Here is a 12,532-nt window from a genome sequence, read left to right on the forward strand (position 1 = left end):
AGACCTAGGGACAGCGGGCTGCCGCCTGGGTGTGTCGCGAGAAGTACGAAAAGGCGGGCGGTGACCAGGGCGTCATAGGCGGCGCGGTGGGGCCTGTGCTCCGGTGGGATGCCTTCGGCCAACCCAAAGGCTTCGACGAGTGCGCCCAGGCGGTAGCTCACCCGGTCGGGCCGCAGCCGGCGGGCCAGCCTCAGGGTGTCGAAGACTTCGCCCGGCGCCCAATCCGGGAAGCTTGCGGTGCAAGATCCCGAGGTCAACGGGGGCGTTGTGGGCGACGATTGCCGTGTTTTCCAGCGCGGTGCGCACCTCTTCGGCGATATCAGCGAACATGGGAGCTTCTTCCACCATTGGGTTTGAGATGCCGTGGATGCGCTGGGCGATACCGGTGATAGGAGTGGCCGGACGCACCAGCCAGCTGAGCGGCTTCCCGATCGCGCCGCCGGTGACGGGGACGGCGGCCAGCTCCACGAGGTCGGGCGGCCGCCCGCCGTTGCCCTCCACGTCCACGACGACGTAGCCCCGGCTGGTCCAATCCGTCACGATGCCTCCTCCTGGCCCCAGCCGATGTCGGCACGCCCGTGCCGTCCGGCGTAGTGAGGATGACGTAGATCGTGGATTTGGAAGCGCAGGGCATGTTGGAGGAAGTAGCGGGGCTGCTCATGGGGGAGCCCGCCGACCACCACAGCCCGGTCCGTGATGTCGATGATTTCCAGCGAGGCCCCGAGCGTCGAGGTCTTCCAGCACAGCGAAGGTGTGGGGCTTCACCGCCGGGAGGAACGGCTCGGTGGCCCGGTTGAACAACTGGATAGGGGGGTGGTGTCCGCCCGGAAGTACGGGTGGGCCACGAGCTGGGTCACGGCCTCGGCGTCGCTCATCACGGCGCGGGGCTGGCGTTGGCCACAGCCCGTAGGTGTGGCGGATGCAGTAGGCGCAGTCGAGCGGGCAGCCCTGGATGTGGTTGAGGGATAGCCCGCTTTTACGGTACTCCACCACTTCGCGCGCCCGCGTGGGAAGTTGCTCGATCTGCCTGCTCGCAAGCAGGGGGACGAGAGTGGTCACCATTGCCCTCCGGGGCCTGGTCAGGTGTGGCCGTGATTGGCCTGACTCGGAGGGTAAGGGGCATGAACGATCCTGGAAAGAATGTTTCTCAGAATCTCTCGAAACTCAAGCCTCCTCGTCTTGCCCGCGAAAATCCGCGCCATCCTCGGCCACTTCGGCGGCCAGGTCATCGAGTACGCGGGTGATGATCACGCGGGCCGGTCGGCCATAGCTGGCGACGGCGGCGAGTTGGTCAAAGGCGCTCGCGTATAGCTCGATCTCCTGCGGTTGCCGCAGGTCAAGGGCCGCACTGAAGGTCTCGACCAGTACCCGCTCGGTGTCGTATATCCAGAAGCCGTGCCACGGCGACGTGGCGTACTGCGTCTCGAATCCGATGATCCCCAGCCGGACGTTGGGCAGCTGGGAGAAGGAGATCAGACGGTCGAGCTGGCCGAGCATGACGTCTGATGGGCACAGCCGAAACCTGAGTGCCGCCTCGGTCAGCACGAAGTGGAACCGCTTGTCGGAGCGGTACAAGATCTCTTGTCGCCGGACCCGTGCGGCCACGGCTTCGTTGATGTCGTTCGGCAGCTTCAGCCGGCGGATGCCCTCGGCGAACCGTGCCCGCGCATACTCGGCGGTCTGGAGCAGACCGGGGATCACGGTGGCCTCGAACGCCCGGAAGAGCCGAGTCCGCTCGTCCCACCCGATCAGCTCCTGCTGCCGCGGCTTCAGGCCAGTCCGCAGGATGCGCTGCCACTCCGTGTGCTGGACTTCGAGCGTGTGTAGGGCCGCGAGCAGGCTTTCGGCTTCCGCCTGACTGCCGGTTGCCCGCGTCCAACCCCTGATGTCGTCGTCAGTGGGCGCCTGGCGGCCGTTTTCGAGCTTGGAGACCTTGGAAGCCGGCCACGACAACGACTCCGCGAGCTGCCGGCCGCTCAGGTCGGCCGACGTACGAAGCTCGCGGAGTCGTTTGCCGAGCGCGCCACGCGTCTCGTGGACGTTAGACGCGCCGGAGGTGCTGTTCGGTGGCAAAGTCGTCCCGTCTTACAGCGTGGTGCCAGGCGGCATCACGCCAGTAGTTGTGCTGCACGATCTCGGCCGGGTCTTCGCCTACTTCACCACCCAGGAAGCGGGCGTCATCGTCGAAGTGCATCCGAACCAGCTTGGACGAGTCGAACAGCCAGTAGTCGTGGTTTGGCAGGCCGCCGGCCTCGGCCAGGTCGCGCGTCAGGTAGCGGATGTCCTCGCCGGCACCACCTGTGAACTGCGCACACCACACCCCGAAGCGGCTGTAGTCGGTCAGCGGCAGGCTCACTACCCGCACGCGGGCGAACCGGCGGCCCGCGGACGTCGCCTCCCGGAGCATGTCCAACCAGCTCTGCATCCACGGAAGGTCATCTGGCTCGTCCGCGAGGAACTTCCGCAACGACTCGTTTTCGTATGGCGCGTCGTAGCTGTCGCGGTCCTCCAAGCGGAAGGCGGTGTGCTCGAAGGAGTGGAAGAACTGCCGGAACTCGGGGCCGGGTGAGATGAGCTGGCTCAGTGCTCCCCCTCCTGCTCCAGGTAGCGGCGGACGTAGAACTTCAGGACGTCTTCCGGGATCTCGATCAAGGTCTCGTGGTCGGGGACAGCGCCGATGTCCGCAAGCGCCTGCGGGTCGGTCACCTTCCACCCCTGGGCGATGTAGGTCACCCGGTCCGTACGGTCGGTGGCGAACAGGGTGGGCGAGTTGTCTATCTGGGAGTCAGGGTCCTTGCCGAGGAACCGGGCACGCACGGGGCCTCCGTTGCTAGAAATATTGCGAACCGTTCTTCGGGCCATGGTGGCTGACCGGGCGTGGGGACGTCAACCACGGACGACGGCGGGATGATCTCCCCGGTGGCGGATTGGGACAAGTAGGGGCAAGTTGCACCACTCTCTCCCGACGACTCCGCGTACCGAGATACCGCTGCGTCCGCAGCCAGACCACTTGATGAGCCTGACTCACGAAGTGGCGAGACTGCGTCACGGTCTCGCCACACCCGCAGCGGCAGGCACGCGCCTCGGGCCGGGCGGTAGCGCCTTGCTTATCCGTATTCACCTTGAGTGATCTACGGTACAATTGATCTAGTTCTGTCCGGAATGTCTCGTTCGAAAGCCGCTCCACCAGGGGCACGCACGGTTGAGACAGGCCAGAGCCCCGCGCCCCCGTCCAAGGCGCGGGGCTCTGCCGCTTCAAGGTCTCTTGTACTGCAATTCGTACCACAATTGGCGACGGGGGCCGCCAAGCGACTCAGGCGATACCCTCCCGCTTCTCACTCTCTGTAACAGTGGGTGGAGTCTGCAGCCAGGTGAGGATATCGTCGATGCTCCCTGCGGTCCCCCGCCGGACGTCCTCGAACACGTCGATGCTACGCGCCGTCCTACCCGCCAGCTCCGAAGCGATGATCTACATCGCCATGATTGACAACCTCGCCAAACACGTAACAGGCGTGAGGTGCCCCGAGTCTGGTGGAGACTACGCCCGCGGCTCAGTGCGAGGCCGACGCCCAAGGGCCAACGCCACCGATGCATTCGACATCCTTGATTCTTTCTACTGCGCCGCTGCCTGCCGGTCAATTGAGCGGCTAGACCATGCCCTCCGGCTGGAGGACCTGGCCGCCCACGCCGGGATGAGTCGCCGAACCTTCACCCGCCGCTTCGCTACGTCAGCACCTACGCGACGCCATCGCAGTCCCCCGAACGCCTACCGCAGAACCTTCCGCGGCTAAGGCGCCAGGAGCGCGTCCAGTGGTGAGGCGGGCCCGGTGCGCCCATGCCTTGGCCCGGTTGCCGCAGATGGCCATGCTGCACCAGCGACGCTGGTGGGCCTTGGTGCGGTCATAGAACCACAGCGTGCAGGTCGGGCCGTCGCAGTTGCGGACGAGCGACCGGTTGCCATGCGCGAACAGGTCCGCGGCGGCCCGCGCCGGCAAGGCGAGGAGGACCTCGGCGGATGCCCACGTCCCGCTTTCGACGATCGCGGGGGTACCGCCAACGCGGGTAAGCCGCGCGTACCGATGGTCGGTGGCCAACAGCCCATTCAGTCGCGACAGCGTGGGTTCGTCCGGCACGGTGGAGCTGCCGCCCGCCCAGGCGCCGATGAGCGGCCGCAGCCACTCCCGGAGCTCGACCGCGGCGACGGCGATGCGGTCGAGCTCCTCGGGCCCGAACCGAGCAGGCAGCGCCTCTCGTTCGGCCGTGCCGACAAGCCCCGCGAGCTGGAGCCAGCGCAGGTAGCTCCGCCCATCGGCGATCAACTCGATCGGGCCGTCCGCCGAGAAGGCGAGGCTGTTGACGAAGTCCAGCACCGGATGATCGCCCAACCCGATCAGCACGTCCGGGTTCATCGGAGACCTCCCCTCGAGCCGATCGCCCAAATAACCACTCCACTTCCTCTTGAGAGGTTACTCCCCCGCCAAAGTAATCGTCTTAGCTATCTTTTTTAGATATCTTTTATGGACCACTGGACCACTGGACCACTGGACCACTGCGCCCGACGGGGCCCGCCGCTGACCGGCAGAAGCCCGTCGGGAGCCCGTCGGGACGGTCGGTCAGGAGTTGGCCACCGGAAGGTAGATCCGATTGCCGGCGACGTTGAACTCGGCGGCCTTCTCCCGCAGGCCGGCGGTGACCGCCTCGTCGCCGGCCGGGCCCGCGCCATGCCCGGCCGGGTCCAGCCCGTCCCCGCCCGCGTGTGCCCGCATCTGGTGGGAAATCTTCATCGAGCAGAAGTGCGGGCCGCACATCGAACAGAAGTGCGCCGACTTCGCGGCCGGGGCCGGCAGCGTCTCGTCGTGGAACGCGCGTGCGGTGTCGGGGTCGAGCGCGAGGTGGAACTGGTCAGCCCAACGGAATTCAAACCGGGCGTCCGACAGGGCGTCATCCCAGGCCTGCGCGCCGGGATGACCCTTGGCGAGGTCGGCGGCGTGCGCGGCGATCTTGTAGGCGATGACGCCGGCCTTGACGTCGTCCCGGTCAGGCAAGCCGAGATGCTCCTTCGGGGTGACGTAACAGAGCATGGCGGTACCGGCCCATCCGATCATCGCCGCCCCGATCGCGGAGGTGATGTGATCGTAGCCGGGGGCGATGTCGGTGGTCAGCGGCCCGAGAGTGTAGAACGGCGCGTCGTGGCACAGCTCCCGCTGCAGCTGCACGTTCTCCTCGATCTTGTTCATGGGCACGTGCCCGGGGCCCTCGATCATCACCTGGACGTCGTGCTCCCACGCCACCTGCGTCAACTCGCCCAGGGTGACGAGCTCGGCGAGCTGTGCCTCATCGTTCGCGTCCGCGATGGACCCGGGCCGCAGGCCGTCGCCCAGGGAGAACGTGACGTCGTACGCGGCGAAGATCTCGCACAGCTCGGCGAAGTGGGTGTAGAGGAAGTTCTCCTCGTGATGGGCCAGGCACCAGGAGGCCAGAATCGAGCCGCCGCGCGAGACGATCCCGGTCCTGCGCCGCGCGGTCAGCGGCACGTAGCGCAGCAGCACCCCCGCGTGGACCGTCATGTAGTCCACACCCTGCTCGCACTGCTCGATCACGGTGTCCCGGTAGACCTCCCAGGACAGCTTCTCCGGCCGGCCACCGACCTTCTCCAACGCCTGGTAGATCGGCACGGTCCCGACCGGCACCGGCGCGTTGCGGATGATCCACTCACGGGTCAGGGCGATGTCCGACCCGGTCGAGAGGTCCATCACGGTGTCCGCGCCCCAGCGGGTCGCCCACACCATCTTCTCGACCTCTTCCTCGATTGAGGAGGTAACGGCCGAGTTGCCGAGGTTCGCATTGATCTTCACGAGAAACGCACGGCCGATCGCCATCGGCTCGGACTCGGGATGGTTCACGTTCGCCGGCAGCACGGCCCGCCCCGCGGCGATCTCCGCCCGCACCGTCTCGACGGGAAGACCCTCCCGCAGGGCAACGAACTCCATCTCCCGAGTGATCTGACCGCGGCGGGCGTAGCCCAGCTGGGTTACGGAAGGCCGTCCCGGCACCGCCCGACGGGGCACTCGCACCTGCCCGCCGAGATCCGTCCCGCCAAGACCGGGCGTCCCAGAACCGGGCGCCCCGGTCCCGGGAACGGTCCGCTGTTCATCCGGCGCGGTGTCGCCACGCTGGGCGATCCAGCTGTCCCGCGTCGCCGGCAGACCCCGGTGCACGTCGATGGTTACCCCCGGGTCGGTATATGGACCGGAGGTGTCGTACACCACGACGGTGTCACCCGTGGTCAGCACGATCTCCCGCATCGGCACCCGCAGATCGGGATCCACACCGACCAACCAGGTCTTGCGGCTGCCCGTCAGCGGACCCGTCGAGACCGCCATCATCGCCGCGGCCGAGATGGACGAGGAGGAGGACGAGACAGAGGAGGACGAACGGTCGGTGCGCGACACCATGTTAAGACTCCCTACGCCGGCATTACCCGGACAGGTTCCTGCGGTCGGCGGCCCCAGCCGCCCTCTCAGCCCCTTGGCGGAGCTCCCGCGATCAACTTCGACGCTTGTCGACAGTAAGACACCGCCGGCCCGCTCGCCACCCCTTCCGGTTCATCCGACGCATGCCCCACACCATCGGGCGACGTGAGAGCCCTGTTCCGCCGGACCCCGGTTTCTCCGCGTGGCGGGGAACGCCGGACCAGCTCAGCGGTCCGGGGCCGCCGCCGGCCCGGAACTCCCGCCCAGGTAGGCCGTCTCGATGAGCTCGGGACGCGCGACGAGATCCGCCGCGCTCGCCGACAGCGCGATCCGGCCCCGGTCGAGAACGTAGCCACGGTCGGCCACCTGCAACGCGAGCGAGACGAACTGCTCGACCAGCAGCACGCCGGTCGACGTCTCGAGGGCGATCGTGCGCAGCAGGGCGAGCAGCTGCGGCGCGACCCCGGGTGCCAGGCCGAACGACAGCTCGTCCACCAGCAGCAGACGCGGTCTGCGCACCAGAGCGACAGCCAACGCGAGCCGTTGCCGCTCACCCCCGGACAGTTCTCCGGCCGACCGGTCGAGCAGGCCGCGCAGCACCGGGAACCAGTCCAACACCGGCCCGATCTCGCCGGATGAGCGCCGGCCGGCCGCCAGGCGCAGGTTCTCGCGGACGGTCAACCGCCCGAGTGACCCTCGTCCCTGCGGTACGACCGCCATCCCCCGGCGGGCGAGTGTGCTCGGCGCGGCCCGGCGCGACCGGTCATCGAGGACCTTGACCCGCCCCCTCGACGGCGTCAGCAGCCCCGCCGCCGTGCGGATCAGCGTCGTCTTGCCCGCGCCGTTCGCTCCGAGCAGCGCCACGATCTCCCCGGCACCGACGGTGAGCGACACGTCCCGGAGCACCGGAACTCCGTCGTATCCGCTTGTGACCCGGTCGAGCACGAGCAGATCGCCCCCGCCTCGACCGGGGGCCGGCGCCGGGGTGGAGCCAGGCATGGACCCGGAGGCAGAGGCCGGGGCAGGCCCGGCGCGGTCGCCGCCGTCCGGCTCACCACCGCCCAGATAGGCGGCGCGGACCGCCGGATCGGCGCGCACCTCGGCAGGTCGACCGCGCGCGACGACGCGGCCCCCGTCCAGGACGAGGACGTGGTCGCATACGTCGAAGACGAGCTTCACATCGTGGTCGACGAGCAGCACGGCGATGCCGTCGGCGGCGATGCGGCGCAGCCGGTCGGCGAGCGTCCGGCGGGCGGCCGGGTCGAGACCCGCGGCCGGTTCGTCCAGCAGCAGGACCTTCGGCCCGGCGACGAGGGCGCGGCCGAGAGCCACCGAGGACCGCTCGTCGTGGGAGAGCGTCGACGGCAGGCGGTCGGCGATCGTGGCGAGCCCGAGCGACCGGGCCGGATCTGGCCCGTCCGCGGGTCCGGGTGCCCGGGGCGTGACGACGGCCAGGTTCTCCCCGACCTCCAGGCTGTCGAAGAGTTCCAGCGCCTGGAAGGTGCGGGCGAGCCCCAACCGCAGCCGCTCATGCGCCGGCAGTCCGACGAGCACGGCACCGTCCAGCGTGACGGTGCCCGCGCTGATCGACGCAAACCCGGTGAGGGCGTCGATCAACGTCGTCTTTCCGGCTCCGTTGGGTCCGATGAGCCCGGTGATGGTGCCGGCCGACAGGGTGAAGGAGACATCCTCGAGGATGCGCGTACGGCCCTGGTCGGCGGCGAGCATGTCGACCGCCAGCAACGCCGTCACGGGGCTCCGCCCGGGTTGACCGGATGCGGGGTCAGGCTCGGCCGGCCCTGGTCCGGCGGCTGCGGGTGTCGCACGTGATCTCCTCGACGCGTTCGCTGCCCAGAACCGGTCCGATGCGTGCCACCCGACCGATCCACGCGGCCCTGATGATCGGCGCGAGCCGTCCGATGCGGTCGGTACGCGAGCCCGGCCGGACGTAGCACCGCCAGCACCACGACGGCGATCCCGCACAGCACGGACTGGTACTTGCCGAGCCCGGCAACCTGGTCCAGCACGATGAACACGATTCCGCCCGGCACCAGCAGGCCGCCCAGCAACGCTCCGCCGACGCTCGTCACCCCACCGGCGGCCGCGATCGCCAGGAAGAACAGCGAGGCCGTGACGCCGAACGAGTCGAAGGACAGACGTCCCTGACCATAGCCGATGAGGCAACCGCCGAGACCGGCGATCGCGGCGGAGAGAGTGAAGGCGAGCACCTTCGTACGACGGACGTCGATCCCGGCTGCGGCAGCGGCCCGTTCGTTCGCGCGCACGGCCAGCATGCGCCGGCCCAGGTCCGCGGTGCGCAGCCGGGCGACCCCGTAGCAGCACGCGGCGAGCACGGCCAACGCCAGCAGCCCGTACTCCGGCCGAGGGAACCCGGCACCGGCGAGCCCGAGATCGAGGCCGAAGATCTTCGGATTCGGTACTACCGACCCGGCCAACCCGCCGGTGACCAGCGGGTTTCCGAACACCACCTCCTGGATCGCGACGCCGGCGATCAGAGTGATCAACGCCAGGTCGATTCCACGCAGCCGCCGTGACAGCACCCCCAGCAGCAGGCCCGCCACAGCGGCGGCACCCGTGGCGAGCAGGGGTGCGATCGGGAACGGCACGCCCAGCTCACCCTGGAGTCTGGCCAACAGGAAGCCGGCGACACCGGCGAGGGTCATCTGCGCCAACGAGAGCTGTCCGACGTACCCGGTCAACACGACGAACGACAGACACACCACGGCGCCAGCGAGGCTGCGTTCGAGGCCGAGCCGGTAGGGGCCGGTCAGCACGAGGATCGCGACCACCCCGAACGGCACACCGATTGCGAGGTGGCGCAGGGGAGACTCCGGCGGTTCGACCACCGGCATCGGAGCCGACACGGCGACGCCCGCGGCGCGACCGGGAATCAGGTCCCCGCGCCGGCTCGCCACCGCGATGACCAGAAGCATCGGAAGCAGCGCGCGCAGTCCCGGCTGGTTCAACCAGGAGACGTCCTGTTGCAACGGGATCAGGACAGCCTGGGTCATGCCGAGGCCGAGAGCTCCGACGACGGTCAGACCGAACGAGGACAGGCCACCGAGCAGAGCGGCGGCGAGCGCGGGAACGACGAACAGCGAGTAGCTCGTCGGATTCAGCGCACTGATCGGCGCCACGAGGATCCCGGCGAGAGCGGCGAGCACGGCCGCAATGACCCAGTTGACGGCGGCGATCCACCCGGGCCGCCGACCGAGAAGCGCGGTGGTCTGCTCATCCTCGGCGACGGCGCGGGTAGCCAGGCCGAACAACGTCCAGCGCGACATCGCCCACAGACCGGCGGCGACCACGATGACCGACACGGCGAGCAGCAGCCGGTCGCTCGCCACGGTCACGCCCAGCAGGGACAGCGGTGACTGCGGCAGCACCGGGCTAAGGAACCTGTTGTCAGATCCGAACTGGAGCACGGCGACGGCCTGCAGCGCGATCGTGAGGCCGACCGCAGCCACGACCGTCATCAGCGGCTGGGCACGCCGCAAGGGCCGAAAAATAACCAGATAGGATACCAGTGCTAGGATTGCCGCCATTGCGAGGGATGCTGACAGGGCTAGCCCGAAGGTGGGCGTGTCGGTGAGATGAATTCTTGGCGGCATCCCGACGACGGGCAGTACGAGGTCCCCGACCTCCCGTAGTTCTGCGTACTGATAGGTGACGTACATAGCGAACGCCCCATGGGCGATGTTGACCACGCCGGACGCGCGGTAGGTGAGCACGAGCCCCAGCCCGAGCGCCGCGTACACGGCCCCCGGGCCAAGGCCGAGCAGCAATGCTGCTATATACGTTGTCACCGGACCCCCGTAGACGCATCTATTACAGATAGAGAGATCCGAACTGCGATGAAGACCGGACGCATGGTCACACAACAGTCCCCGTCCGGCCGGTCGACGGTCAAGCCCCCAGACCGGTCGACGGTCAAGCCCCCAGAACTGGACGACAGAAGTGTAGCTTCACGAGCCGTGAGACAAGCCTCCCGCATCCTCCTCGCGTTCTCCGTAGCCTTGTCCGTTGTCGTCGTCGGGTGCACGAGTCAGCGCGGTGGCTCGTCCGGCGCAGCTGCCGGTGGCAGCGCGGCGGCGAGCCGCCTGACCGGGCCTCCGGTCACTGTCGGCTTCGTAACGGTTGAGAACAGCACTGTCGGGTCATACCCGGAGACCCGGAAGGCCGCTCAGGCCGCCGTGGACTACGCCAACACCTCTCTGGGCGGGCTCGACGGTCGGCCGCTCCGGCTGATCAGTTGCGCAACCGACGGCTCGCCGGAGTCTTCCCAGAACTGCGCCAACCGGCTTGTCGCCACGAAACCACTCGCGGTGGTCGGCGGGATCGATTTCGGCGCGGAGGCGGCGATGCCGATATACGAGACCGCCCACATCCCGTACGTCACCGGCTCTCCTCAGCTGAGCGGAGAACTCGGCTCACACAACGCCTTCGCGTTTTCCGGCGGTTCGCTCAGCGAGCTGCTCGGCCTCACCGACTATCTGACGAACATCCGGCATGTGCGCAGCGTGCACGCGCTGTACCTCGACCTGCCCGGCCTGCTGTCCGCCGCTATCCAGGGATCACAGAACATCCTGCGCCATAAAGGTGTGTCCGATATCAAACTGGTGCCAGAGAAATCCGACGCGGCGGACTTCGCGCCAGCCCTGACCCAGGTCGCGGCGGGCAAGCCAGACGCGATCATCGTGGTGTTCCAGGCAGCGACGTGCACCCGGATCGTCCAGGCCGCGGCGGCGCTGAACATCCGCAGCGACATCTACTTCATCGGTCCCTGCACCACCCCCGCGGTGCCGCGCGCGGCCAGCGGCCGGACCGACAACCTCTACTTCGCTTCCAGCTACCTGCCGGTCGGGACGAGCGATGGTGACGCCGACACGGCGGCGTTCCGTAAGGCGATCCCGGAGGCCGATCGTTCCTCGTCGTCGCAGGGATCCTTCTCCGCCGTCCTCAACATCCGGTCGCTGCTGGCCGGTACCGCCCAGCCGACCTCGGCCGCCCTGCTCACGGCGCTTCGTGCCTCCCACGACCACCCGAACGTCATGGCCCATCCGTTCACCTGTGACGGCAAGCAGATCGACATCTTCCCGGCGGTCTGCAACACGGCGGTGCGGCTGCTGGCGTGGAAGAACAACACGTTCACCGATGTCACCGGCAACTGGCTCGACGGGCGCCAGCTCATCAAACTGATCAACTAATCACCTGGGCCGACCCGGGCCAGGCTGGACCGATCCGGGCCGCGGCACGGCACGGCTCGCTCAGCGAGCGGCTCCGGTCGGTCCAGATCAGCGCCGCCGATTCATCGGACAACACCCACTGTCTCATCCGGACCCAATGTCTCATCCGGCGCGACGCCGCCGAACAGGGCGGCGTCGACTGCCCCCGCAGCCGGTCACCCAGACGCGACGCGCACCGGCTTCTTGACAAGCGGTTGACTAACATTGCTAGCTAGAATCGACTAACAGCGTTAGACGACTAGACGACTAGACGACTAGACGACTAGACGACTAGACGACTAGACGACTAGACGGTCGACCCGGACCACGCGCCCACGGATCCCAGGCCCCAGGCCCAGCCGGATCCGCTGCCGACAGCAGCCAAGATCACCCTTGCCGGGCTCCTCCCACTTCTGACAGCCGGAATCTGGGGTAGGTGGCTGGCGCCGCGGGCAGCACGCAGACTCGGCCAACCGTCGCGACTCGCGGTGAAACTGGCCCTCTTCGTCGCCACCGCGATGCTCGGGCGAGCGCCGGTTATCCGCTCTGGGCACTACTCTTCGTGATCTTCCTGGTCACGACGACGGTGTCCGCGCAGATCCTCACGCCGCACCAGGGAGCCGGTGTTTAGATAAGAGTCCCACCTGAGCCGGCCGTGACGCATCGAGGCGTGGAATAATTCTTCCATGAAAGCCGCGGTCCACATCACGTGTCAACTGATTTCTTCCGGTCGGAGAACGGCGAAAATTTGAATGCCGGCTGGCCTCAATGCCATTTCCGCTAAGTTGATCAAGCTGCGGTCTGGGGTTTCAT

General features: G+C 67.9%; 10 protein-coding genes, 1 pseudogene and 1 riboswitch. Of the genes and pseudogenes, 2 read left to right on the plus strand and 9 right to left on the minus strand.

Going from position 1 to position 12,532, the window contains the following annotated elements:
- From AC08OT_RS13950 to AC08OT_RS13990, 9 genes and pseudogenes are all read right to left on the minus strand, one after another.
- The coding region (locus tag AC08OT_RS13950; RefSeq protein ID WP_476602893.1) for an exonuclease domain-containing protein at positions 1-257 on the minus strand (257 nt) is incomplete at its 3' end.
- Between the two features lie 34 nt (positions 258-291).
- A pseudogene (locus tag AC08OT_RS13955) lies at positions 292-540 on the minus strand (3'-5' exonuclease); the annotation flags it as partial.
- A 624-nt stretch (positions 541-1,164) separates the two neighbouring features.
- The gene (locus AC08OT_RS13960) at positions 1,165-2,073 is read right to left on the minus strand and encodes a helix-turn-helix domain-containing protein (protein WP_476593386.1); all 909 of its coding nucleotides are present in this window, start codon (positions 2,071-2,073) and stop codon (positions 1,165-1,167) included.
- On the minus strand, positions 2,042-2,512 hold the full coding sequence (locus tag AC08OT_RS13965) for a DUF6879 family protein (RefSeq protein WP_476593385.1): 471 nt from the start codon (positions 2,510-2,512) through the stop codon (positions 2,042-2,044). The genes AC08OT_RS13960 and AC08OT_RS13965 overlap by 32 nt, the downstream gene beginning before the upstream one ends.
- A 68-nt stretch (positions 2,513-2,580) precedes the next feature.
- Positions 2,581-2,817 carry a hypothetical protein gene (locus tag AC08OT_RS13970; protein ID WP_462186614.1) on the minus strand — a complete coding sequence of 79 codons (237 nt, stop codon included), beginning with the start codon at positions 2,815-2,817 and terminating at the stop codon, positions 2,581-2,583.
- A 911-nt stretch (positions 2,818-3,728) separates the two neighbouring features.
- Positions 3,729-4,409: a CGNR zinc finger domain-containing protein gene (locus tag AC08OT_RS13975; protein ID WP_476593384.1), complete on the minus strand. Its 681-nt coding sequence runs from the start codon at positions 4,407-4,409 to the stop codon at positions 3,729-3,731.
- A 204-nt stretch (positions 4,410-4,613) separates the two neighbouring features.
- The gene (thiC, locus tag AC08OT_RS13980) at positions 4,614-6,455 is read right to left on the minus strand and encodes a phosphomethylpyrimidine synthase ThiC (RefSeq protein WP_476593383.1); all 1,842 of its coding nucleotides are present in this window, start codon (positions 6,453-6,455) and stop codon (positions 4,614-4,616) included.
- A riboswitch (TPP riboswitch) is annotated at positions 6,446-6,554 on the minus strand. (Overlaps the previous gene by 10 nt.)
- 144 nt (positions 6,555-6,698) lie before the next feature.
- Entirely contained in the window at positions 6,699-8,225 is a 1,527-nt protein-coding gene (locus AC08OT_RS13985; RefSeq protein WP_476593382.1) for an ATP-binding cassette domain-containing protein, read from the minus strand.
- Complete coding sequence (locus AC08OT_RS13990; RefSeq protein ID WP_476593381.1) at positions 8,222-10,300, minus strand: branched-chain amino acid ABC transporter permease; 2,079 nt, start codon at positions 10,298-10,300, stop codon at positions 8,222-8,224. Before AC08OT_RS13990 ends, AC08OT_RS13985 begins: the two co-directional genes overlap by 4 nt.
- A 168-nt stretch (positions 10,301-10,468) precedes the next feature.
- Between AC08OT_RS13990 and AC08OT_RS13995 the strand changes: the two genes are divergently transcribed.
- Entirely contained in the window at positions 10,469-11,701 is a 1,233-nt protein-coding gene (locus AC08OT_RS13995; RefSeq protein WP_476593380.1) for an ABC transporter substrate-binding protein, read from the plus strand.
- Between the two features lie 404 nt (positions 11,702-12,105).
- On the plus strand, positions 12,106-12,285 hold the full coding sequence (locus tag AC08OT_RS14000; protein ID WP_476595969.1) for a DUF2568 domain-containing protein: 180 nt from the start codon (positions 12,106-12,108) through the stop codon (positions 12,283-12,285).
- The last annotated feature ends 247 nt before the right edge of the window (positions 12,286-12,532 follow it).

Source organism: Frankia sp. CgJB1 (assembly GCF_977947065.1).

Excerpts from the sequence above, each read along its gene's own strand:
- AC08OT_RS13975 (WP_476593384.1), bottom strand. The coding sequence starts at position 4,409 with ATGAACCCGGACGTGCTGATCGGGTTGGGCGATCATCCGGTGCTGGAC.
- thiC (WP_476593383.1), bottom strand. The coding sequence starts at position 6,455 with ATGGTGTCGCGCACCGACCGTTCGTCCTCCTCTGTCTCGTCCTCCTCC.